Raw genomic sequence first — 22,428 nt, forward strand, 5'->3', positions numbered from 1 at the left:
TGACTACACCTGCAAAGGAACGCCGCGATCACAACGCCAGTCAAACTCGCTGAATCCGGCATCTTCAGGTCGTTTGGGTATATAGTGTCGGTACAAAGGACAAAAAATGAAAACCGAGAAGCAAAAAATGCTAAGTGGTGAGCTTTATCGCGCGAGTGATGAAGAGCTGGTGGCAGATAAAATGCGATGCCGTGAAGCCATGCGTCGCTTTAACCAAGGTGTACCTGAGAGTGACGACTGGAAAAGGGCTAAGCGTGATTTGCTGCCAAACGCGCCCGACTCAGTGTATATCGAGCCGCCATTTTTCTGTGATTACGGTATTCATGTGACCTTTGGTGAGAATGTTTTTATCAACTTTAACTGCACCATTTTGGATGTTGCGCCTGTGACTATTGGTCATCGTGTGATGATGGCGAACAATGTGCAGCTTTTGACAGCAACACACCCATTGGATGTTCAACGCCGTGTCTATGATTTGGTTGAATACGGTTTGCCCATCAGCATCGGCGACAATGCGTGGTTAGGTGGCGGTGTGATTGTTCTGCCGGGTGTGACGATTGGTAAGAACTGTGTCATTGGCGCGGGCAGTGTGGTGACAAAAGATATTCCAGACAACACGATTGCTGTCGGTAACCCTGCCAAAGTGGTGCGTGAGCTGACTGCTGAGGAAATCGCTGAGCGCAGTTAAGTTAACGATTCCAACTCTGTGAGCACGTCAATCGCATATTGATTGGTGCTGCCACAAATATCCCGGTCAGCTTTGAATTGCCCACACACGGCAGGGCGCTCAGGCTGGCCGAAAATTTTACAAAGATTCTCTTCATTCAATTGGATACAACGGACGCCGGCCGGTTTGCCATTGGGCATACCCGGAATAGGCGAAGAAATGCTTGGCGCGATGCAGCAAGCACCACAGCCTAAACGACAGCTTACAGCGGTATCAGTCATCTCTCAGCCTCAATGAGCGGGGTATTTGGTTATAATCCAATCGTGGGCGCGCACAGTATCACTCACGCTGAGCAAACGCAAAGTGTTGATGGCTATCGCCCATAAGCCCTTGATTGACAGTCGCTGAGCGCAGGGATTTCGCCTTGCGCTTGCAGTTTCTGCTCTGGGTGGTATAACGAGCGCCTTTATCAAGATTGACTGGCAGGAACGGGTAAGCATGACAACGCCTTTCTGGGAACAAAAAACACTGACTGAAATGACTGACGCAGAGTGGGAATCGCTGTGCGACGGTTGCGGTAAGTGCTGTCTTCATAAACTGATCGATGAAGACACCGAGGAGTTGTACTACACCAACATTGCTTGCAGTCTGCTGGATGATAAAACTTGCTCGTGTAAAGACTACCCGAACCGCTTTAGCTATGACGAAGACTGCCTGAAGCTTTCCCGCGAGAAGATTGAAGAGTTCTATTGGCTGCCGGATACCTGTGCTTACCGTTTGCTGGCAGAAGATAAACCACTTCCAGCCTGGCACCCACTCCTTACCGGGTCAAAAGATGCCATGCATGCCGCGAACGAATCAGTACGCGAGAAAGTGGTTTACGAAATCGACGTGATTGATTGGGAAGACCACATCATCAATCATCCTAGCCGTCGAGGTTAACTCCTGTGAAGTTGACCCTTGGTCCAATGGAGGGCGTGCTTGACCCTCTGATGCGTCAAATGCTGACAGAGATTAACCCTTATGATCTCTGCGTGACGGAATTTGTGCGTGTCGTCGATGCGAAACTGCCTCCCCGTGTCTACTACAAGCTAAGTCCTGAATTGGAAAATGGCGGTAAAACGCCGTCGGGTACACCCGTGCGTGTGCAACTGCTAGGTCAGTCTCCGCAATACATGGGTGAAAACGCCGCACTGGTGGCTGAACTTGGCTCGTCTGGGGTGGATATCAACTTTGGGTGCCCATCCAAGACGGTAAACGGCAACAAAGGTGGGGCGGCTCTTCTGAAAGAACCTGAGCTGATGTATCAGGTGGTGAAAGCCGTTCGTGAAGCGGTGCCTTCCGACCAAGTCGTCAGCGCCAAAGTGCGTCTGGGCTTTGATGATGTCTCTGCCTATCGTGAAATTGCCGATGCGGTGCAATCTGGCGGCGCTAATGAAATTGTCGTTCATGGTCGCAGCAAAGCAGATGCTTATAAGGCGGGAACTATTCGTTGGGATTTGATTGGTGATTTGGCAAAGAGCTTATCGATTCCAGTGATTGCCAATGGTGATATTTGGTGTCGAGATGACGCGCTAAAATGTGCGGAAGTGTCGGGTTGTGAAACTTTGATGGTTTGCCGTGGCGCGCTGAATATGCCGAATCTTGCGGCACACATTAAAGCCGATAATGCACCGATGTCTTGGCATCAAGTGCTGATGCTCTTGGTTCGTTATTCAGAATTTGAAATTCGTGGTGACAAGGGTATGTACTACCCGAACCGAGTAAAACAATGGTTCCGTTATCTGCAGGCTGAATACCCAGAAGCGAAAGAGCTGTTTGTGCGTATTCGCCAGCTTAAAGACAAACAACAAATTCTGGGTGAAATCATCAGCACGCTAAACAATGTGGAGCGTCAGACTGCTGTTGAGAGCTTTGCTTAAAATTGATTTCAAGAAACATGAAAAAGGCAGACTTTGGTCTGCCTTTTCTCTTTTCTCTTTTCGTTTTTGCTACCTAGATCAGTACTGGTTTAAGACCCGACCCGGCAAAATACGGTAGTCGATGCGTCCAGGCCAATTCTGTTCGGACAGCGCTGAGATCATGGCTCGCGCAACACGCACGGCTTCTACAGGCTCAAAATCAGCCAAAGGACCCGCAAGGAATGGATTCAGCAGCGGCATGATTCGCTGCAGGAATTGTTCATCCTTTCTTGGTTCTTCACGCTCTCCAACCAACGGGCCGGGACGTGCCACTAAAAGGCGTTCATACCCCATCTCTGAAAGTGCGCGCTCCATTTTACCTTTGCAGCGCAGGTAATGGGATGGTGACCAAGGGTGAGCCAACATACTGGAAACCACGGCCAGATGCTTAACGCCGACAACGGCCATCATACGTGCAACCTTGACCACTAGGTGATAATCCACCTCTTCTAGAGCCGATTTCGAGCCTGCCTGCTTCTTGGTTGTACCTAAGGAAATATACCCTTGAAGTGGCACGGGCCACTGAGGTTGCCAGTGAGTGACTGAAAGGTCAGGACTTTGATGGACAATGATTTTTTCAGACACCACAGCGACAGGGCGTCGCGTTACAACGTGGATGTGGGAGACATCAGGGTCCCCCAGTAATTGATGTAATAACTCGTCACCTACCAAGCCGGTCGCACCGGCGATAATGACACTTCGAGACGATGGCACTGACAGAAAGTCCTCTTAAATCAATTGCGGCTAGACTACCACGGTTTGAGCAAAACTATTCAACGCCTTAGACCAATTATTCGATTTGTCGCGTAGTTCTACTGGTCAAAAAATGACCTTGCTTTCATAAGGAGAAGTCGAAAATCAGCGGTGACGGGCGTTTTGGGTTATGATCCGTTTTTTACATCTTTAGAGAACCACAATGACGTCGATGGTCGAATTACAAAGTGACTGGGAAGGTATGCCGGCCACTTTTATTGAAGGTGCGCTTTTGGCTGCGAACCTGTCTCCAGCACCTTTGGACCCTGAAAATAGCTGGTTGCCTATTCTGGTGACAGGTGGAATGGACGAAGACGATGTAGAGCCAATCACCACTGAGCAGAAAAAGGCGGTGATGCTGCGATTTGAGCAGCAGTATGTGGCACTGATGAAGCACACCTACGAACTGCCTGTAGAGTTGTCACTCGACGCATCACGAAATGAAAATCATCAGGCTTTTGCCGAAGGCTTTCTCGCTGTTTGGCCTCACATTGAACCGGCATGGCAAGAGATCATAGTGTCTGATGGTAGCCGACGCATGCTTTCGGCACTGATGACGACCATGCTTTTCCTTCATGACGAGCAAGGTACGCTGGACCAAATGAAAGAAGCAGGACTGGCGGCACTGCCATCGCCAGAAAAGTACTACCAGCAACTACCTCTGATGATTAACGAAGTGGCGCTGGCGGCTGATGAAGTGCAGCAGGGTTCCGGCGCTCGTGCAGTGAATCCGTACAAAACTGTTGGTCGTAATGACCCATGCCCTTGTGGCAGCGGAAAGAAATTCAAAAAGTGCTGCGGTAAGTGATGACGACTTCTCCAATCTTGGTTGTCGCTGGTGTACTCACTGACGGTGATAGCATTCTCATTACCCAGCGCTTTGATCATGAAGGCGGTCTTTGGGAGTTTCCTGGTGGCAAAGTAGAACACGGAGAAACTGAGCCAGAGGCTTTAGCCAGAGAACTATTGGAAGAGTTGTCTATTAAGGTAGAGGTTGGTGAGTATCTCACCGAAACGCTCCACCATTATCCGACCAAGTCGATACTACTCAAAAGCTACCGCTGTAAGCTGGTGGAAGGTGAGTTGACCCTGCATTGCCATCAGGCAAAGGCATGGGTAAGCCAATCAGAGTTGGAGGATTATATCTTCAGTGATGCAGATAAGCCCTTGGTAGCGCTACTGAAAAGCAAATAACAAAAATCCCAGCCAAGGCTGGGATTTTTTATGATTCTATCGACGCAACGGCTTCAACTAGAAGAGGCGGCGCTCGCGCTTACCGAACAGCTGAGACAACACAACAACAGCCAACACAACCAGCATGGCTGCGAAAATGACGACCAGCCATTGAGGCATAGACAGTGTCAGGAATTGCCAAACAATCTTGCTGCAATCGCCACTGGCTTCAAACATCCATGGAACCCATTGGTTCAATGGCGCCCATGAAGGGAAAGAAACAAAGATATCGCAGGTCGCACCAAACAGGTCGTTCGGATCCGGGAATTGGTAGCCGACATGTTCGATGGAAAGTTTAAGCCCCCAACCTGCCGCAACACCCCAGGCAATCAGTCCTGACCAGCGTACCAGTGCGTTTTGCGGAGCAATCATACCGATGAGACCCGCACCCACCACACCCAGCATGGCAACACGCTCGTAGATACACATGACGCAAGGCGCCAAGTCCATCACGTGTTGGAAAAACAGCGCACAACCTTCGAGGATTAAACCCGACAGCATCAGCAGAAACCAAGCGCCACGCCCACGGGATATTTCGTTGAAATACGACAACATAGAATACGAATCCGTTGTAAAAGACAAAGCCCCACCGGAGGCGGGACTTTGCTATTCAAAAAGTTACGGAGCTGGAAATCAAGCCTTAATGACCAGTACTCACGGCACCAGCCGCTTCAACGGTGCCAAGTGTGATCCAACCCGCCTCATAGAACCACTCCGTCATTGGAAGCAGCAGCAACTCGATACCTGCGAGACCTACCAGACCCATGACGACGGTGTATGGCAGCGCCATGTAAACCATCTTGCCGTACGACAAGCGCAGGAGCGGAGCCAGGGTTGATGTCAGCAGGAACAGGAACGCAGCCTGACCATTAGGTGTTGCCACCGACGGAAGGTTGGTACCGGTATTGATTGCGACAGCGAGAAGCTCGAATTGTTCACGAGTAATGATGCCATCCATCAGAGCCGCTTTAACTTCGTTGATGTAAACCGTACCAACGAATACGTTATCTGACACCATGGAGAGCAAACCGTTCGCTATGTAGAACATGGTGAGCTGCGCACCACCTTCCAGTTGCAGAACGGCACTGATCACTGGAGTAAACAGGCCTTGGTCGACGATAACCGCAACCACTGAGAAGAAAACCGCCAACAGTGCAGTAAACGGCAGCGCTTCTTCAAACGCTTTACCGATATGGTGCTCGTCAATAACGCCGGTGAAAGAGGTTGCCAGGATGATAACGCTCAAGCCAATCAAACCAACTGCGGCCAAGTGCATTGCTAGTGCGATAACCAGCCAAACTGCAATGATCGCCTGAACAACAAGCTTTGCCACGTCGTAGTTGGTGCGTTTCGCACGCTCGGCATTGTTAAACTCAACCAGGATTTGGCGAACGTTTTCAGGCAGTTTTGCACCGTAATCAAACAGGCCAAATTTTTCGACAAATGCACAGGTCGCCAAGCCACAGAACAAAACTGGCAAGGTAACAGGCAGCATTCGGACGATGAACTCACCGAATTGCCAACCTGCTTTTTCAGCGATGATCAGGTTTTGAGGCTCACCTACCATGGTCATTACACCACCCAGTGCGGTACCTACACCCGCATGCATCAGCAGGCTGCGCAGGAATGCACGGTAATTCTCAAGGTCATCGCGGCTTAGGTCATCGCGAACAGACTCGTCTGAGGTATGGTCATGGTTGGATTGGAAGTCTTTACCTGATGCAACACGGTGGTAAATAGAGTAGAAGCCAACTGCCACACTGATAACAACAGCTATCACGGTCAGCGCATCAAGGAATGCAGAAAGTAATGCGGCTGCAGAACAGAAGGCCAGAGACAACAGCGTTTTCGACTGAATACCGAGCAGGATTTTGGTAAAGATGAACAGCAATAGCTGCTTCATGAAGTAGATACCCGCCACCATAAAGATAAGCAGCAGCAGAACTTCGAAGTTCGCAACCAGCTCGTGTTTCACCGTGGCTGGGCTGGTCATCCCAATGGCTACGGCTTCGATAGCCAATAAGCCGCCAGGCTGAAGTGGGTAACATTTAAGTGCCATCGCCAGAGTGAAAATAAATTCCACCACAAGCAACCAACCCGCGATAAACGGATCGATAGCGAAAACAATTGGGTTGATAATCAAGAACGCAATAATCGCCGCTTTGTACCAGTCGGGCGCCTTACCGAGAAAGTTCTTGATGAAAGCATTCCTTAGCGTAATGGCCATGTATATGTCTCTGTTTCTTATAAAAGCAAGTTCTATGGAGGCTTGAAATGAAGATGTAAACGCTCTGTTGTGACAGGCGGCGGTAAAATTACATAATTTCAATTTTTGTTGAAATGTTTGGAATCTGACCCCTAAACGTCGATTTATCGACGAAAAGTACCGCTGAAACCCATCGCATAGGCAAACTCGGAGCACACAATACAGCGACTTTTCAAACAGTCAACAATCCGTTGCATGTTAATTAAATTACTGGAGTATGTTACGAAAAAACGCGACTCCAACCCTGGGCTTTTGAAATATCCTGTAACATTTGGGCGCCGTTATTCTATGCATGGGATTGGTTGTATACAGTGATGGGGATCAAGGATAACGTGCAGCAGAAAACAATCGCTATTCTTTTCGCCATTGATGGGCGTGAAGAGGTTGTAAAATTGGTAGCTGGTCAGTTTTTACGGTTTAAAACGCACATAAAAGTGCATGTTGTGGTTATGAAACCAGACAAGGCAGCTGTTCAAGTTAGATGAAAATTTAATTAACTGTGATGTACGCCCGTCAAATCACAGTTAAATGGGCGCAAACGATACCCTTCTTAGGTTTCTAGGTGGCGAGGATAAGTGGTATGATGAGTTATTAATCAAGATAAGAAGCAACCTGGAAACAACACTCAATGGTTATTAAGGCGGATAGCCCGGCAACTTTTGCTGAGAAATATATCATCGAGAGCATCTGGAATAATCACTTTCCACAAGGCTCTATTCTTCCCGCAGAGCGCGAGTTGTCAGAACTGATTGGTGTCACACGTACAACCCTTCGAGAGGTGCTACAGCGCCTGGCTCGTGACGGCTGGTTGACTATCCAACATGGTAAGCCGACGCGCGTGAATGACTACATGAACACATCAGGTCTCAACATTCTCGATACGCTGGTTACCCTAGAGGGTGAAGATGTTCACGGTGTGTTGGAAAACCTGCTGTCAGCACGCACCGACATCAGTGGCGTTTACATGCGTTATGCGGTGAAAAATGACCCGCAAATCTGTGCAGACCTGATAGAGAAAGTGATTGGTCGTTGTGAGGCCCTGCTGGCAAGCGACAGCTTCGCGAGCTTCATTGAAGCGGCTGAAGAGAAAGACGCCATCTTGCAGGATGTGAAGAAAATCTACGACGCGTTCGGTAAAACTGATCTGGACACCTGCGAAGCGGTTTGCCGTGGTCGTGCTTTCAACCACTTCGACTACATGCTGTTCCAAGGCATGGCGCAACGCTCAGGGAACAAAGTTTACGTATTGACCATGAACGGCATGCGTAAAATCTACTCTCGCGTTGGTGGTTACTACTTCATGGACAAGCGTGCTTGTGAACTGGCGATTCAGTTCTACCGTGATTTGCTGGTTATCACGAATGAAGGCCGTCATCTGGATGTGGCTGATCGCATCAAGCAATATGGTCGTGAAAGCGGTGCGATTTGGTTCCATAACCGCGATACCATTGCCAAGCTGATGGAGCAGGAAGAAGCTTAATCCTGTCTTTCCTGAAAAAAAAACCGCCACTTCTGGCGGTTTTTTTGTCTGTGTGCGTCTCGCTAGCTTCCCGGTATCAAATCAGGGTCAAATTGAGGACGCTTTGGGCAGGTTGAGATGATCTTACTCTTACCGTCCGGCAGTTCTTCCTCCAGTACCACTTCAAATCCCCACAAACGGTGAACGTGCTTGAGTACTTCTTCGTAGGAATCGTTCAGCGGAATGCGGTTATGCGGCACGTAACGTAAGGTCAGCGCCCGATTGCCTCGTAGGTCCACATCAAATACCTGAATATTAGGTTCGTGGTTACTGAGGTTGTATTGCGCCGATAGCCTCTCCCGGATCTGGCGGTAACCTTCCTCGTTATGAATGCTGGTCACTTCGATGAAGTTTTGTCTGTCATCGTCATTAATGGCAAAGAACTTCATGTCTCGCATCACTTTGGGTGACAGGAACTGGCTGATAAAGCTCTCGTCCTTAAAGTTCTGCATCGCAAAATGTAAGGTTTCCAACCAATCACTGCCTGCGATTTCAGGGAACCAGTATTTGTCTTCTTCAGTGGGGTCTTCACAGATACGGCGAATATCCTGAAACATCGCAAAACCCAGCGCATACGGATTGATACCACTGTAAAAACGGCTGTTATAGGGCGGTTGTGCAACCACATTGGTGTGGCTGTGCAGGAACTCCATAATGAAACGGTCTGTGACCAGTCCTTCATCGTAAAGGTGGTTAAGTATGGTGTAGTGCCAGTATGTGGCCCAGCCTTCGTTCATCACCTGCGTTTGCTTCTGCGGGTAAAAATACTGGCTGACCTTCCTGACGATACGAATCACTTCACGCTGCCAAGACTCCAGCAGAGGTGCATGCTTTTCAAAGAAATAGAGAATGTTTTCCTGTGGCTCAGAGGGGAAACGATCGACGGCTTTCTCACGCACCTTTTCACTGGTTGGAATAGTCCGCCAAAGCGCGTTGACCTGACTTTGCAGATAATCCTCGCGTGATTTCTGACGCGCCACTTCCTCGGCAATCGAAATCTTCTGTGGTCGTTTATAGCGATCCACGCCGTAGTTCATCAGGGCGTGACAAGAGTCGAGGAGTTTCTCTACTTCATCCACGCCATATTTCTCTTCGCACTCACTGATGTAGTTTTTGGCAAAAAGCAGATAATCGATGATGGAGCCTGCATCCGTCCATGTCTGGAACAGGTAGTTGCCTTTGAAGAAAGAGTTGTGACCATAACAGGCGTGCGCCATGACAAGTGCCTGCATTGTGATGGTGTTTTCTTCCATCAGATAGGCAATACAAGGGTCGGAGTTGATCACGATTTCATAGGCAAGGCCCATATGACCATGCTTGTAACCGCGCTCTGTTTCGATGAATTTTTTGCCGAAAGACCAATGGTTGTAGTTAATAGGCATGCCCACACTTGAGTAGGCATCCATCATTTGCTCGGCAGTGATGATTTCAATTTGGTTCACATAGGTGTCGAGGCGATAGTGTTCCGCCACACGTTTGATTTCCGTGTGGTAGTTCTCTAGCAGCTCAAACGTCCAGTCAGGACCATCACTGAGCGTCTTCTTTTTCTTTTTTGCTGCGACTGCCATCGCGTCCTCCTTGGATCTCAAACCCGGAAAGAGAGGTGAGGGGTTAGCTCACCTGTTTCTTAAACAACTCCCGGAAGACTGGGAAAATGTCGTCGGCAGAGCGAATGTTCTGCATGGCAAAGTTTTCGTAGCTCTCTGCCACTGATTCATACTCTCGCCACAGTGTCTGGTGTGCTCGACGGGTAATTTCAATGTATGCGTAGTAACGTGTAACCGGTAGCAGTTGCCTTTCCAACAGCTCGCGACAACCCGGTGAATCGTCCGCCCAGTTATCGCCATCTGATGCTTGTGCGGCGTAGATATTCCACTCGTTGGAAGGGTAACGCTCTTTCACAATGTCATTCATCAGCCGGAGTGCACTGGACACTATGGTGCCACCCGTTTCCTGTGAGTAGAAAAACTCATGCTCGTCTACTTCCTTCGCCTGCGTGTGGTGGCGGATAAACACCACTTCCACGTTTTTGTAGGTTCGGGTCAGGAAGAGATAGAGCAAAATGTAGAACCGCTTGGCGATGTCTTTGGTGGCCTGATCCATTGAACCGGACACATCCATCAGACAGAACATGACTGCTTGGCTACTCGGTTGTGGGCGCTTCTCGTAGTTCTTGTAACGTAGGTCGAAAGTGTCGATGAAAGGTACGGCGGCTATCTTGGCCTTGAGTTCATCAATTTCTTCCAGCAGACGCTTCTCTTCAAGCGGCTGCCCTGGTTCAGAGCTTTTCAGCGCTTCGAGTTCCGCTTCGAGTTCGCGAAGTTTGCGGCGTTTGCCCGCTGACATAGCGGTTCGACGTGCCAAAGAGTTCTGAAGCGAACGCACAATCGCAATGTTGGCCGGCACACCGGTCGCTTTGAAACCGGAGCGGTGGGTTTTCCACTCTACCAGCTTGTTCATCTGGTTCTTTTTCAGGTTCGGCAGTTCCAGATCTTCGAACAGCAAATCCAGATACTCGTCTTTCGAAATCTGGAAAACGAAATCGTCCTGACCTTCGCCATCTGGGCTTGCCTGACCTTCTCCCGCGCCACCGCCTTGTCCACCGCCAGGTGGGCGTTCAATACGGTCGCCGGGGATAAATTGGTCGTTGCCAGGGTGGACAGCATCACGCTGTCCGCCTTTGCCTTGTCGGAATACTGGCTCTCGAATGTCCCGGGAAGGGATAGTGATGCTTTCACCACTATCCACATCAGTGATAGAACGTTTGTTTACAGCATCAGCAATAGACTCTTTAATCTGTCGCTTGTGACGTCGCAAGAAACGCTGACGGTTCACCGTGCTTTTGTTTTTCCCGTTGAGCCTTCGATCTATAAAATGCGCCATAAGCCCCCCGTAATTTCAATACATCCCTAGACAGTGTTACGAGGATTTACGCACACGCAAGTACCACTCAGACAGCAAGCGTACTTGTTTGCGGGTATATCCTTTCTCCATCATACGGGCGACGAAGTCGTCGTGTTTCTTCTGCTCTTCGGTCGACGTTTTCGCATTGAAGGAAATGACCGGGAGCAGCTCTTCGGTGTTCGAGAACATTTTCTTCTCGATAACAGTGCGAAGTTTTTCGTAGCTGGTCCAAACCGGGTTCTTACCTTCATTGTTAGCGCGTGCACGAAGGACAAAGTTCACGATTTCATTACGGAAGTCTTTAGGGTTACTAATGCCCGCAGGCTTCTCGATTTTCTCCAGTTCACTGTTGAGCGCAGAGCGGTCGAACAGTTGACCGGTATCTGGATCGCGATACTCCTGATCCTGAATCCAGAAGTCTGCATAGGTCACGTAGCGGTCAAAGATGTTCTGGCCGTACTCAGAGTAGGACTCGAGATAAGCGGTCTGAATTTCCTTGCCGATAAACTCAACGTATTTCGGAATCAAGTAACCTTTCAGGTTTTCCAGGTACTTCTCAGCAATTTCTTGCGGGAACTGTTCTCGCTCAATTTGTTGCTCAAGCACGTAGAACAGGTGCACAGGGTTTGCCGCCACTTCAGAATGGTCGAAGTTAAACACGCGAGAGAGGATCTTGAACGCAAAGCGGGTAGAAAGACCATTCATGCCTTCATCAACGCCAGCATAGTCACGGTACTCCTGATAAGACTTGGCTTTAGGATCCGTGTCTTTCAGCGTTTCACCGTCATAGACGCGCATTTTCGAGAAGATGCTGGAGTTTTCCGGCTCTTTCAGGCGCGACAGCACACTGAAACGGGCGAGAATATCGAGCGTGCTTGGCGAACAAGGTGCGTTAGCCAGCTCACTGCCTTCCAGCAGTTTGTCGTAGATTTTGATCTCTTCAGAAACACGAAGACAGTAAGGCACTTTGACGATGTATACACGGTCGAGGAATGCCTCGTTGTTTTTGTTGTTACGGAAGGTTTGCCATTCCGATTCGTTCGAGTGAGCGAGGATCATGCCATCAAATGGCAGGGCTGAAAGACCTTCAGTACCGTTGTAGTTACCTTCCTGCGTCGCTGTCAGCAGTGGGTGAAGCACTTTGATGGGAGCTTTGAACATCTCAACGAATTCCATCAGACCCTGGTTTGCTTTACACAGCGCACCGGAGTAGCTGTAAGCATCTGGGTCATCTTGCGCGAAATGCTCAAGCTGACGGATGTCGACTTTACCGACCAGTGAGGAGATGTCCTGGTTGTTTTCATCACCTGGCTCTGTTTTCGCCACAGCAACCTGGTCAAGAATGGATGGACGAACTTTGACAACCTTGAACTTGGTAATATCGCCACCAAACTCATGCAGGCGTTTAGCAATCCAAGGTGACATGATGGTACGCAGGTAGCGTTGAGGAACGCCGTATTCACTTTCCAGCAATGCGCCGTCTTCCGCGGCATCAAACAGGCAGAAAGGGTGGTCGTTGGTTGGGCTGCGTTCGCCGTTTGCAGTCAGCACGTAAACCGGCACTTTCTGCATCAGGCTTTTGAGTTTTTCAGCCAGTGAAGACTTACCACCGCCCACTGGGCCAAGTAAGTAGAGGATCTGTTTGCGCTCTTCCAAACCCTGAGCAGCATGCTTGAGGTAAGAAACGATTTGCTCGATGGCATCTTCCATGCCGTAAAAGTCTTCGAAAGTCTTGTAGCGCGAGATGACGCGGTTGGAGAATAAACGGCTCAAGCGAGGATCGAGCGCAGTGTCGATCATTTCAGGTTCGCCGATGGCCATTAACAGCCTCTCAGCCGCATTTGCATAAGCGCTGCGGTCTTCCCGGCAAAGGTCCAGAAATTCTTGAAGGCTCAGCTCTTCGTCTTTTGCTTCTTCGTAGCGTTGACGATAGTGGTCGAAAATACTCATGGTCCTGCCCCCTAAATCGTGCTGTTATCAATTAGAAAGGATATCGGCGCAGTTGCTTTCATATCCTCACTCTTTTAAGACTAGTCGCAACTGATCAATTTGCTTGGTTGAATTACTTGTTTTTTCGATATTTTTCCCTTTTGTGATAAGGCTTTGTATTCAGCCTTCCAGGATTGGGTTGTGTAAATATCGCTAGTTAACCGTATATACACAGGGAATTGTTCTACCGATCCATTCCCAATAGCGAATTCTCACCAACGAGACACCACTTTCTGGGTTTCCAACGTCCGTCACAGTTAGGACTTCCCGAAACGCTCACTTTGGCACCGGTTTGATGAATGCATCTTCGTGATGACGAACTTGCATTGCACGTGCCAGAAAATAAAAAAGCCGGAACCCCAAGGTTCCGGCTTCAATAAAACCGCTGTTAGTTAACGATTTATTTACAAATAACTTCGGTTGAGAGTGTGTGTTTTTCTCCAGATTGGAGCGTCACACTTCTGTCGTAAACAGCAGATTCTGCACAAACCATGGTCAAAAATCCGTCGTCTTCCATGTCAGCCATGCCTTCGGCAAGCGCTTGCCACGGGTTCCAGACGACCACACCGTTGTTGCCCTGATTGCTGACCTCTATACGGCGCTGATTCGCTGCATCTTCAATTATCACGGTGTCAGCTGCTTGAGGGTAAATACGGTCTACTTCGCCTTCAAACGTCGCTTTGCCTGTACTTGGCTTACGCTCACCCGCTTCAATGTACTCGTTACCGAGCTCAGAAACAGTGGCTTGGTGAATGTCGCCAATGTTGAAGTAGGTGTGCAGCGCACCGCCGATTTGCATGGGGCTCGCGCCAGTATTGGTCGAGACTAAACTGACTTTGAGTGTGTCACTGATTTCCACCAGAAGTTCTGCATGGAAAGCATGAGGCCAGATAGCGCGGGTTTCGGCGGTGTCAGACAGTGTCAGGCTAACAATCACGCCTTCATCATTCTCGCGGTGCTCGTTGAGCGTCCATTCGCTGGTGCGTGCAAAACCGTGAGAAGGTTCTGCTGCTTTGCCGAACCAAGGCCAGCAAACAGGAATGCCACCGCGAATAGCTTTGTTACCGGTAAAGTCTGCTTTCCCACTCATCCAAATGGTTTCTTTTTTACCGGCTGGCGTGAAACTCAGCACGTGGCCGCCAAACAAGGAAATCGCAGCGGTGGCTTTCGGATGAATAACACGAACGACTTTTAAACCGTCCAGTTCGCAGACAGTGACATAGTCAGAGAGAACAGCAAGGGTAGGGAGCTGTTTTACGTCCATGAAGGTGCCTTTTTAAAATTTGCTACAAAAATTCAGGTACAAAAATTCAGGTACAAAAAAGGCGGCCATCAGCCGCCTTTTTGTCACTCATGCCTTAACGGCAATCCGGAATGATTACTTAGAGATGTGAGCAATCAGGTCCAGAACTTTGTTTGAGTAACCGATTTCGTTGTCGTACCAAGATACAACTTTAACGAATTTGTCAGTCAGAGCAACGCCCGCTTTTGCGTCGAATACTGAAGTTTGAACTTCACCGATGAAGTCTTGAGAAACAACTTCGTCTTCAGTGTAACCCAGAACGCCAGCCATCTCGCCTTCTGAAGCAGCTTTCATTGCCGCACAGATTTCTGCGTAAGAAGCAGCTTCTTTCAGGTTAACAGTCAGGTCAACAACAGAAACGTTTGCAGTTGGTACGCGGAAAGCCATACCAGTCAGTTTGCCGTTCAGTTCTGGAAGAACTACGCCAACTGCTTTAGCTGCACCAGTTGATGATGGGATGATGTTCTGAGAAGCACCACGACCGCCACGCCAGTCTTTCGCAGAAGGACCGTCAACAGTTTTCTGAGTTGCAGTAGTCGCGTGAACAGTAGTCATCAGGCCAGACTCGATGCCCCACTTGTCGTTCAGTACTTTCGCGATTGGCGCAAGACAGTTAGTAGTACAAGAAGCGTTAGAAACGATGTCTTGACCTGCGTAAGTCTCGTGGTTAACACCCATAACGAACATTGGAGTTGCATCTTTAGATGGACCAGTCAGAACAACTTTCTTCGCACCAGCAGTGATGTGCTGACGTGCAGTTTCGTCAGTCAGGAAGATACCAGTTGCTTCAGCAACAACGTCAACGCCTACTGCGTCCCACTGAAGTTCAGTTGGGTTACGCTCAGCTGTTACGCGAACAGTCTTACCGTTAACAACCAGGTTACCGTCTACAACTTCAACAGTACCGTTGAAACGACCGTGAGTTGAATCGTACTTCAGCATGTATGCCATGTAGTCAACGTCGATCAGGTCGTTGATTGCTACAACTTCGATGTCGTTACGCTCAACAGATGCACGGAAAACGAAACGGCCGATACGGCCAAAACCGTTAATACCTACTTTGATAGTCATTATGTTGCTCCACAACTTAATATCTAGTGAAAGGAAATTGGTAGTAAAATTACAGAATCGGTACCACCCATGCAAGCAAAAAACCCATCTAAATTGCTTAAAGTCAAAAATTAGTACGGATTATTTTTACATCGCCCAAACAATATTTGAATGTGCTACAAAATATTTGAAATTATTCCCGTAAAACACCCTAGCTTGATATTTGTACAACGCCATCTGTCATACTCTTTAAGGCGCATATCTGCTTCGCTAAACAAGTATGGTGACAATATGCCGTTCGGTAAGTGCGAAAACTGAGAATCGAAAACGAGTTTGTCGGCGCTGCGCGTAAGCCATTGTAGATGAGATAAAAGTCAGCAGACCGCTGAAGCTGTGACCTGACGGGCGAAGCTTATTATCCGGGGTGGTACTCAGAGTAATAAGCAGGTAAAAAATCTTTTGCCAAATTCCGGCTTGCCGGAAAGAGAAATTTCCCGCACAAGAGGAAGTCATGACATCAGATAATAAGTGGAAAGCGTCTCTGTCTGAAGAGGCATATAAGGTCTGTCGGTTGGGACATACAGAAGCGCCATATACTGGTGCTTTATTACACAATCATAAGAAAGGAACATATCACTGCGTCTGCTGTGATGCTCTTTTATTTGATTCGAGTACAAAATTTGACTCTGGATGCGGCTGGCCAAGCTTTGATTTAGCGGTAGAAGGTGCGGTTCGTTACCTTGAAGACCAAAGCCATGGAATGGTAAGAACCGAGATCCGTTGTGTTGCCTGTGACAGCCACCTGGGGCATGTGTTTGACGACGGCCCCACAGAAACAGGGCAACGCTACTGCGTGAATTCTGTGTCGATGACTTTTGCTGAGCAGAATGACGAAAGTAAAAGTTGAAATTCACTGAGTATCAGAAAACAAAAAGTGCGCTCTCGGCGCACTTTTCGGTTTTAAGAGGTGGCATTGATTAGGTCGGGTCACCCAATGTCGCAAGCTGCATCAGTAGTCCTTTTTCAAAATCCCCATCTTCGATTTCAGACGCAATATCTTTTGCAATGTCAGCAATAGTCGCACGTCTTGAATCTGCCATTGGGTATAGCAATTTAAGCTGTGCCTCTTTAGCGATTGGCAGCCCCAGTTCACCGCCTACGAGTGCCCAAAGGTAGGCTTCATCGAGCTTTCCAATAGAATGGTTGGCCGTTGCGAGAGATTTGACCACATCTGGAATTGCCTTTTCACGGGTTTCACCCGCGCGGCCATCATAATAGGAGAGGGCTTTCAATAGCAGTTTGATCGTGTGTTCTTTGTCTTTATCGACGTAGTAAGTCGCAAGACCAAGCTGTAACTCTGGGGTGTTGAGGTATTCGGTTTCTTCCAACTTCAAGAATTGTTCGAGTGCTTCGTTGTCACCCTGTGTCCAACGGTAGTAAATAATGGAAGGCTGGTAAGAAGATTTAAGTTGCTGTTCAAGTTTGTCGATAGCGTCATAGGCGTGGAAGAGAGCTTCCGTACGCAGTGTCTTTTTCGATTTCAGCGTGGTGGTTTCAATCTGTGCAGCCAACTCCATACACTTAGCGTACTTCTTGGTCAGTAGCAGTTCATCGAACTTATTCAGATCTGACTCTTTTTTGACGACGTCATAACGTTTCCAAATAAGGTCAGTTCGCTCATGGCGGCATTGGCCATCCTGAACGTTAAGCTTATTACAGATCTGAGGGTAGTTTTCGCAAAGCTGAGCGGTGCTGCGGTTGCTCTCAAAACAGCCCGCAAGCAAAAGTGGGGTGATAGTGGCAATCGCCAGCTTCATCGGATTATTCAACAAGCCTTTCTTCATCGTATTCGTGGCTCTTATCGTCTCTATTAATACACAAATGACTTATAACATAAACGCTACTTTTCAGTTTAAGTTCATTTCACGACTTTTGCGTGAGTCCACAGAGATAAAAAAGACCAGCACGTTGGCTGGCCCTTTGATAAAGCTGGCTGATATCAGACGATATCCGTACCAAGATAAGTGATGTTTTCAGCATCAGTCCAAATAGTCACTTGATCACCATCGCGGATATCGGTGAAGACATAAGCTTGTAAATCCGCGGCTTGGGCTGCTGTTATGCCCATTTTCTCTATCATCGCTGGCGTGATATCAGCATTAGATGTGTCTGAAGCTTCGTACTGCCAATGCACCCCAGTGAGATTCAGGGTGTCGTCACCTTCTCCCAGCCAAGCCACAAAACCCTGCCAATCGTCCCGATCGGTGGTGTCTGACTGCGCATCAGTCTCATGGATGTTAATGGTAACAGTTTGGTTGCCATTGCCACCAATAGCGGCTTCAACACCGGCGATGACGTTACCCGTCACACCGGGTGTGGTTTGGTAGGCAGCACCCGTAAAATCGGCATGCACTGAGCCTGAAATCTTCAAGACATCAAAGCCTGTTGCGGCATCATAGATGTGCTTGTTGACTTCTTTTCCGTTAGAAAGCGTGCGGATTTGTCCTTGGAAATCATTAACATCGAAAATCAAGGTGTCGGAATTGGTTCCGCCCCTCAGAATATCTTCGCCGACGCCACCATCCAGTACATTGTCGAAGCTGTTCCAGCCAGAAAACAGATAGTCGTTGCCTTCACGGCCAAGTAGGGTGTTACTGCCCAAGTTGCCGTAGAGGGTGTCATTACCGACGCCACCGTCTAGATAGTCATTCCCACCATTACCGCGCAGGAAGTCATCGCCTTCTTCGCCGTAGATGACATCATTGCCACCATTTCCTCGAAGGTCATCATTGCCTGTGGCACCATAGATTTCATCGTCACCGTTACCGCCAAAAATCTGGTCGTCACCGGTTCCGCCGTCGATGTAATCGGCACCTTCATCGGCACGAATAGTGTCGTTTCCTGCATCGCCCCAAATTTCGTCGTCACCACTGCCGCCGCGGATATAGTCGTCACCATTTTCACCAAAGACGAGGTCAGCGCCTTCACCTGCCAATAACTCGTCGTTACCCTGACCACCATACAGCGTGTCATCACCTGCACCGCCTTCCAGTTTGTCGGTGCCATTTTGTCCGCGTAACGTATCATTACCGTTGCCACCGTGAAGATGGTCATCATCATTTCCACCCCAAAGGGTGTCGTTACCATCGCCACCGGAAAGTACGTCATTACCGTCAGCGCCAACGAGAAAATCATCGCCACCTTCGCCAAACAGGCGATCATCACCTTCATAGCCATACAGGCTGTCATTGCCATGCGTACTGGTGTCGCTGCTGATTTCTTCAACTTCGATGGTGACGCTTGATGATGGGATGTTGGTGTCTACGTCATTAAGGTCGAGTGGGCGCCATTCAAAGTTGTTTAATTGACTGGCAGGCATGGTGAAGAAAACCAGTGCTGCGCCACCAGGTACGTTGATATCGAGCGCCGAGCCGCGCTCCGCCAAGCTGACATAATCTACAATGATGTCACGGCTGATGATGGTTCCGGATGCGTCCAAAATGGCGTAGCCCAAGCTTTTCTCTTCACCAGCGGGGAAGCTAAATTGTGACAAAGTCACGCTGATGAATGTCTCTTCTTGAATGGCATATGAACCATTAGCGTCTGGAGATAGGGTGGCGATATCTTCAGGCGATGAGTCGCCATAAGCCTTATCGTTACCCTCATAACCACGCAGGGTGTCGTTACCTAGTAGACCGTATATTTCGTCATCGTCGCTGGTGCCGACGAGATTGTCATTTGTATTTGTGCCAGAAATGGATGCCATGTGGCGTACCTTGCTCGAAATTAAGTATTTTCTTGCGACCACGGATACGGCTTCGTGTGTCGGTGTATTAAACGGGCGGGACAGATTTCACGACATGGTGTCTGGTTTTTTGTTCAATTGGTTTTAGTGAAACCAGTTTCTGTTGGCCGAGCGTCGTCACATAAAGTGGCAAAAGGTCTGCGATCTCTCAAGCTGCGAGGTGCGTATTCAGATTAAAATCAGTACTATTGCGGGCGTAGTAAAATAGGAATTCGCACTAAAGTGCTATAAAAAACTGAAAATCAGCATGGGAAATGACTGATTTCTTGGTTTGTTTGCCTTTTCAGTCAAGGTATCTCAGTGTGTTAGACACACGAGCATCTTTGGTCGAAAACCGGCGTTTTTACTCTCTGATTGTGTTGTGGCACCTTTGGGTGACCAAAGAAGAAAGGAAGTATCATGGATATCGAGCAGTTGCTGTCCACCATCACCCCAGACGCTTATGAACGCTTGTTGTATGCGGTAGAAACCGGTAAATGGCCTGAAGGCACGACACTGACACCGGAGCAACGCGACAATGCTATCCAGGTTGTGATGCTCTATCAATCTCGCCACAACACGGAGCCGCAACATATGACGGTTGCGGCAGGTGGTGATATTACAATGAAGTCGAAAGCGCAGTTAAAACGAGAGTTTGCGCCGAATCAGGAAACGATTGTTCAGACCAAGCTGAGCGAAGAATAAAAAAGCGCCGACGTGAAGTCGGCGTTTTTCTTTAGGTTATTTGGAAGACCGAGAGCACCTCTTTAGAAGATGTCATTACCTGCCTGAGTGATGTTTTCTGCATCTGTCCAAAGGGTGATTTGCTCACCAGAGATGTCAGACGAGAACACATAAGCCTTAAGTGTCGAGGCTTGGTCTTCCGTTAATCCCATTTGCTGGATCATTGCCGGTGTGAGTTCTGCATTCGCTGTTGCATCTGCTTCATAAGTCCAGCGAGGGCCGGCAAAGTCAAAGGTATCGTCACCACCACCTAAATAAGCAACAAATCCATCCCAATCACCACGTTCTGTATCGTCTGATTGCGCCAAGATTGAATGCTCTTTTATCGTCACCGTTTGATTGCCATCATCACCGACAATTGCCTCAACGCCTGCGATCACATTGCCGTTAACTGTGGTGTCAGATTGATAAGCCGCACCTGTGAAGTCAACATGCACATCGCCGGACACTTCCAAAACATCAAATCCCGTTGCTGCATTGTAGACTTGGTCATTTACAACGCGTCCATTAGAGAGTGTTTTGGTTTCACCAGCAAAATCTTCAATGTCGAATACCAGAATGTCGGAGCCGATGCCGCCTGTGTAGGTATCTATGCCTTCCCCGCCATCCAGTCGGTTATTTGTACCGTTACCGGCGTAAAGCTCATCGTTACCCGCTCCACCAAGAAGGGTGTTGCTACCTGCGTTGCCGAAAAGCTTGTCGTTACCCGCGCCGCCGTCAAGCGTATCGTTCCCTGCTTTGCCATAGAGCACGTCGTCGCCTTCACCACCGTGCACGGTGTCGTTGCCGTGACCACCTCGAATGTCATCGGCACCTTCATCGCCGTAAAGAGTGTCGTCACCCTTTCCGCCAAAGATTTTGTCATCACCTTCACCGCCGTGAACGATATCTGCATCATCCCCAGCATGGATCGTGTCGTTACCGGTTCCACCGTCAATCGTATCTTTGTCACTGACTTCTTTTTCTGCGGTGACTTCGACAGTGAATACCGTGTCATTGAAATCTTTATCGCCCAGACCGCGTAGGTCTTCCCAAGCTGAAATATCGCCTGAGTTTCTCTCGTGATCCAGATTCCCAGTATTTTCAGTGGCCTGCGATACAAAAACATCGCTGGTTACTGAGCCTTGTGACACTGTTGGTGTGCCATCAAGAGTGAGGATGACTTCGCCTTTATCAAATCCTGCACGATCACCATCGGGGATCAGGAAAAGGCCCATTTTCTCGCCGCCTGTGGTGTCGATGTCGATCTTCAGCGAAGACACATGCTTAACGTTGTCGGCGACGATAACAGCACGAATAACGTTTCCGTTACTGTCGAGAATGTAGTAGCCCAAGCTGTTATTGTATGCCGCACTATGGCTGAAGCTGCTCAAATCCAAACGCGCCTTTTCAGTACCAGAGATATCAAACAGTGCATCAGAGCCACGGTCAATCTGAACCGTTTCTTTGCTGATTCGACCGCCAAAAATCAGATCATCACCCGCGCCACCATTGATGGTATCGTCGCCTTCATCACCGAAAATAGTGTCGTTGTCTGGGAGTTTGGAGCGAGGTTGGGTCACGTTGATTTGGAACGTGGTGTCATTGAAATCATTGTCACCTCCGCCCCAGAGATCTTCCCACTTGCTGGTAGAGCCGCTTTCACGCTCATGGTCGATACCATCTCCGTTCTCACTTTTCTGAGAAGTGAAGACTGCCGCTGAGCTTGAACCTTGGGTAACTGTCGCAGAGTTGGTTGAAAGGTCGAGATTCACTTCGCCTTTGTCAAAACCTTTGCGATCGCCATCAGGGATAAGGAAGAGTCCTAGTTTTGCTCCTCCCTCAGTCGCTATATCGTCAAGGTTAATGGCGCTGACATTTTTCACGTTGTCTGCAACGATGACAGCTTTCAGGACACTGCCATCTTCATCAAGAATGTAGTAGCCAAGACTGTTGTTATAGGCTGCGCTATGGGTGAAGTGTGAAAAATCGAGAGAGACAGCATCACCACCACTGATGTCAAAAGTACCATCAGCCGAGCGAGACAAAGAAATATCACTAGTAAAACCAGATGAACCGCCACCATTAAGGATATCGTTACCTGCACCACCTTTTATCATGTCGTTACCTTCGTAACCGAAGATGGTGTCATTACCACTTGTGCCATTTAATTTGTCATTCGCATAGGTGCCGGTAAACGTTGCCATCGTACTACTCCCTGATCTTAAGTCTTTGCTTATTTAGCGCTTTCTACTGAGGTGTAAATTTATTTAACA

Annotated in this window: 21 protein-coding genes; 9 read left to right on the forward strand and 12 right to left on the reverse strand. The window is 48.6% G+C overall.

Features of this window, described 5'->3' with window-relative positions:
• Nucleotides 1-106 precede the first annotated feature (106 nt).
• A complete protein-coding gene (locus tag D515_RS19710; RefSeq protein ID WP_002541048.1) occupies nucleotides 107-688 on the forward strand; it encodes a sugar O-acetyltransferase in 582 nt (193 codons plus the stop codon).
• Here D515_RS19710 and D515_RS19715 read toward each other — a convergent pair.
• Entirely contained in the window at nucleotides 685-948 is a 264-nt protein-coding gene (locus tag D515_RS19715; protein WP_002541050.1) for a YkgJ family cysteine cluster protein, read from the reverse strand. The genes D515_RS19710 and D515_RS19715 overlap by 4 nt on opposite strands.
• Before the next feature lie 217 nt (nucleotides 949-1,165).
• On the opposite strand from D515_RS19715, the gene D515_RS19720 reads away from it, so the two are divergent.
• Both D515_RS19720 and dusC read left to right on the forward strand, forming a co-directional pair.
• Nucleotides 1,166-1,609 carry a YcgN family cysteine cluster protein gene (locus D515_RS19720; protein ID WP_002541051.1) on the forward strand — a complete coding sequence of 148 codons (444 nt, stop codon included), beginning with the start codon at nucleotides 1,166-1,168 and terminating at the stop codon, nucleotides 1,607-1,609.
• A 5-nt stretch (nucleotides 1,610-1,614) separates the two neighbouring features.
• Nucleotides 1,615-2,589 carry a tRNA dihydrouridine(16) synthase DusC gene (dusC, locus tag D515_RS19725; RefSeq protein WP_039850381.1) on the forward strand — a complete coding sequence of 325 codons (975 nt, stop codon included), beginning with the start codon at nucleotides 1,615-1,617 and terminating at the stop codon, nucleotides 2,587-2,589.
• Nucleotides 2,590-2,667: 78 nt separating this feature from the next.
• Here dusC and D515_RS19730 read toward each other — a convergent pair whose 3' ends face one another.
• The gene (locus D515_RS19730; RefSeq protein ID WP_002541053.1) at nucleotides 2,668-3,342 is read right to left on the reverse strand and encodes a Rossmann-fold NAD(P)-binding domain-containing protein; all 675 of its coding nucleotides are present in this window, start codon (nucleotides 3,340-3,342) and stop codon (nucleotides 2,668-2,670) included.
• A gap of 202 nt (nucleotides 3,343-3,544) precedes the next feature.
• Between D515_RS19730 and D515_RS19735 the strand changes: the two genes are divergently transcribed.
• On the forward strand, nucleotides 3,545-4,189 hold the full coding sequence (locus D515_RS19735; RefSeq protein WP_002541054.1) for a YecA family protein: 645 nt from the start codon (nucleotides 3,545-3,547) through the stop codon (nucleotides 4,187-4,189).
• The gene (locus D515_RS19740) at nucleotides 4,189-4,575 is read left to right on the forward strand and encodes a (deoxy)nucleoside triphosphate pyrophosphohydrolase (protein ID WP_002541055.1); all 387 of its coding nucleotides are present in this window, start codon (nucleotides 4,189-4,191) and stop codon (nucleotides 4,573-4,575) included. Before D515_RS19735 ends, D515_RS19740 begins: the two co-directional genes overlap by 1 nt.
• A gap of 57 nt (nucleotides 4,576-4,632) precedes the next feature.
• Here D515_RS19740 and dsbB read toward each other — a convergent pair whose 3' ends face one another.
• Nucleotides 4,633-5,169, reverse strand: coding sequence for a disulfide bond formation protein DsbB (gene dsbB / locus D515_RS19745; RefSeq protein ID WP_002541057.1), 537 nt, complete (start codon nucleotides 5,167-5,169; stop codon nucleotides 4,633-4,635).
• 85 nt (nucleotides 5,170-5,254) lie between these two features.
• Nucleotides 5,255-6,841 (reverse strand): Na(+)/H(+) antiporter NhaB, encoded by a 1,587-nt coding sequence (gene nhaB / locus D515_RS19750; RefSeq protein WP_002541059.1) that lies wholly within the window; start codon nucleotides 6,839-6,841, stop codon nucleotides 5,255-5,257.
• A gap of 371 nt (nucleotides 6,842-7,212) precedes the next feature.
• Here nhaB and D515_RS25900 point away from each other — a divergent pair, with 371 nt between their 5' ends.
• On the forward strand, nucleotides 7,213-7,365 hold the full coding sequence (locus tag D515_RS25900) for a hypothetical protein (RefSeq protein WP_160167795.1): 153 nt from the start codon (nucleotides 7,213-7,215) through the stop codon (nucleotides 7,363-7,365).
• A 143-nt stretch (nucleotides 7,366-7,508) separates the two neighbouring features.
• A complete protein-coding gene (gene fadR, locus D515_RS19755) occupies nucleotides 7,509-8,360 on the forward strand; it encodes a fatty acid metabolism transcriptional regulator FadR (protein WP_002541060.1) in 852 nt (283 codons plus the stop codon).
• A 62-nt stretch (nucleotides 8,361-8,422) separates the two neighbouring features.
• Here the strand turns inward: fadR and D515_RS19760 are convergent, their stop codons facing one another.
• The 5 genes from D515_RS19760 to gap form a co-directional block, all read right to left on the reverse strand.
• Nucleotides 8,423-9,967 (reverse strand): SpoVR family protein, encoded by a 1,545-nt coding sequence (locus D515_RS19760; RefSeq protein WP_002541061.1) that lies wholly within the window; start codon nucleotides 9,965-9,967, stop codon nucleotides 8,423-8,425.
• A gap of 43 nt (nucleotides 9,968-10,010) precedes the next feature.
• Nucleotides 10,011-11,282, reverse strand: coding sequence for a YeaH/YhbH family protein (locus D515_RS19765; RefSeq protein WP_002541063.1), 1,272 nt, complete (start codon nucleotides 11,280-11,282; stop codon nucleotides 10,011-10,013).
• A 36-nt stretch (nucleotides 11,283-11,318) separates the two neighbouring features.
• Nucleotides 11,319-13,253, reverse strand: a complete 1,935-nt coding sequence (locus D515_RS19770) for a PrkA family serine protein kinase (protein WP_002541065.1) — start codon at nucleotides 13,251-13,253, stop codon at nucleotides 11,319-11,321.
• Nucleotides 13,254-13,692: 439 nt separating this feature from the next.
• Nucleotides 13,693-14,556, reverse strand: coding sequence for a D-hexose-6-phosphate mutarotase (locus D515_RS19775; RefSeq protein ID WP_002541067.1), 864 nt, complete (start codon nucleotides 14,554-14,556; stop codon nucleotides 13,693-13,695).
• Nucleotides 14,557-14,670: 114 nt separating this feature from the next.
• Nucleotides 14,671-15,666: a type I glyceraldehyde-3-phosphate dehydrogenase gene (gap, locus tag D515_RS19780; RefSeq protein WP_002541068.1), complete on the reverse strand. Its 996-nt coding sequence runs from the start codon at nucleotides 15,664-15,666 to the stop codon at nucleotides 14,671-14,673.
• A gap of 490 nt (nucleotides 15,667-16,156) precedes the next feature.
• Here gap and msrB point away from each other — a divergent pair, with 490 nt between their 5' ends.
• On the forward strand, nucleotides 16,157-16,552 hold the full coding sequence (gene msrB / locus D515_RS19785; RefSeq protein ID WP_002541069.1) for a peptide-methionine (R)-S-oxide reductase MsrB: 396 nt from the start codon (nucleotides 16,157-16,159) through the stop codon (nucleotides 16,550-16,552).
• Nucleotides 16,553-16,622: 70 nt separating this feature from the next.
• Here msrB and D515_RS19790 read toward each other — a convergent pair whose 3' ends face one another.
• Together D515_RS19790 and D515_RS26380 are read right to left on the reverse strand one after the other, a co-directional pair.
• A complete protein-coding gene (locus D515_RS19790) occupies nucleotides 16,623-17,489 on the reverse strand; it encodes a DUF2989 domain-containing protein (RefSeq protein ID WP_002541070.1) in 867 nt (288 codons plus the stop codon).
• Between the two features lie 155 nt (nucleotides 17,490-17,644).
• Nucleotides 17,645-19,411: a calcium-binding protein gene (locus tag D515_RS26380; RefSeq protein WP_002541071.1), complete on the reverse strand. Its 1,767-nt coding sequence runs from the start codon at nucleotides 19,409-19,411 to the stop codon at nucleotides 17,645-17,647.
• Nucleotides 19,412-19,849: 438 nt separating this feature from the next.
• Between D515_RS26380 and D515_RS19800 the strand changes: the two genes are divergently transcribed.
• A complete protein-coding gene (locus D515_RS19800; protein ID WP_002541075.1) occupies nucleotides 19,850-20,134 on the forward strand; it encodes a YeaC family protein in 285 nt (94 codons plus the stop codon).
• A 62-nt stretch (nucleotides 20,135-20,196) separates the two neighbouring features.
• On the opposite strand, the gene D515_RS19805 is transcribed toward D515_RS19800, so the two are convergent.
• Nucleotides 20,197-22,359 carry a DUF4114 domain-containing protein gene (locus D515_RS19805; RefSeq protein ID WP_002541076.1) on the reverse strand — a complete coding sequence of 721 codons (2,163 nt, stop codon included), beginning with the start codon at nucleotides 22,357-22,359 and terminating at the stop codon, nucleotides 20,197-20,199.
• Between the last annotated feature and the right edge of the window lie 69 nt (nucleotides 22,360-22,428).

Source organism: Grimontia indica, from assembly GCF_000333895.2.
GTDB lineage: Bacteria > Pseudomonadota > Gammaproteobacteria > Enterobacterales > Vibrionaceae > Enterovibrio > Enterovibrio indicus.

Excerpts from the sequence above, each read along its gene's own strand:
- D515_RS19710 (WP_002541048.1), top strand. The coding sequence starts at position 107 with ATGAAAACCGAGAAGCAAAAAATGCTAAGTGGTGAGCTTTATCGCGCG.
- D515_RS19715 (WP_002541050.1), bottom strand. The coding sequence starts at position 948 with ATGACTGATACCGCTGTAAGCTGTCGTTTAGGCTGTGGTGCTTGCTGC.
- D515_RS19720 (WP_002541051.1), top strand. The coding sequence starts at position 1,166 with ATGACAACGCCTTTCTGGGAACAAAAAACACTGACTGAAATGACTGAC.
- D515_RS19735 (WP_002541054.1), top strand. The coding sequence starts at position 3,545 with ATGACGTCGATGGTCGAATTACAAAGTGACTGGGAAGGTATGCCGGCC.
- D515_RS19740 (WP_002541055.1), top strand. The coding sequence starts at position 4,189 with ATGACGACTTCTCCAATCTTGGTTGTCGCTGGTGTACTCACTGACGGT.
- dsbB (WP_002541057.1), bottom strand. The coding sequence starts at position 5,169 with ATGTTGTCGTATTTCAACGAAATATCCCGTGGGCGTGGCGCTTGGTTT.
- nhaB (WP_002541059.1), bottom strand. The coding sequence starts at position 6,841 with ATGGCCATTACGCTAAGGAATGCTTTCATCAAGAACTTTCTCGGTAAG.
- fadR (WP_002541060.1), top strand. The coding sequence starts at position 7,509 with ATGGTTATTAAGGCGGATAGCCCGGCAACTTTTGCTGAGAAATATATC.
- D515_RS19760 (WP_002541061.1), bottom strand. The coding sequence starts at position 9,967 with ATGGCAGTCGCAGCAAAAAAGAAAAAGAAGACGCTCAGTGATGGTCCT.
- D515_RS19765 (WP_002541063.1), bottom strand. The coding sequence starts at position 11,282 with ATGGCGCATTTTATAGATCGAAGGCTCAACGGGAAAAACAAAAGCACG.
- D515_RS19770 (WP_002541065.1), bottom strand. The coding sequence starts at position 13,253 with ATGAGTATTTTCGACCACTATCGTCAACGCTACGAAGAAGCAAAAGAC.
- D515_RS19775 (WP_002541067.1), bottom strand. The coding sequence starts at position 14,556 with ATGGACGTAAAACAGCTCCCTACCCTTGCTGTTCTCTCTGACTATGTC.
- gap (WP_002541068.1), bottom strand. The coding sequence starts at position 15,666 with ATGACTATCAAAGTAGGTATTAACGGTTTTGGCCGTATCGGCCGTTTC.
- msrB (WP_002541069.1), top strand. The coding sequence starts at position 16,157 with ATGACATCAGATAATAAGTGGAAAGCGTCTCTGTCTGAAGAGGCATAT.
- D515_RS19790 (WP_002541070.1), bottom strand. The coding sequence starts at position 17,489 with ATGAAGAAAGGCTTGTTGAATAATCCGATGAAGCTGGCGATTGCCACT.
- D515_RS26380 (WP_002541071.1), bottom strand. The coding sequence starts at position 19,411 with ATGGCATCCATTTCTGGCACAAATACAAATGACAATCTCGTCGGCACC.
- D515_RS19800 (WP_002541075.1), top strand. The coding sequence starts at position 19,850 with ATGGATATCGAGCAGTTGCTGTCCACCATCACCCCAGACGCTTATGAA.
- D515_RS19805 (WP_002541076.1), bottom strand. The coding sequence starts at position 22,359 with ATGGCAACGTTTACCGGCACCTATGCGAATGACAAATTAAATGGCACA.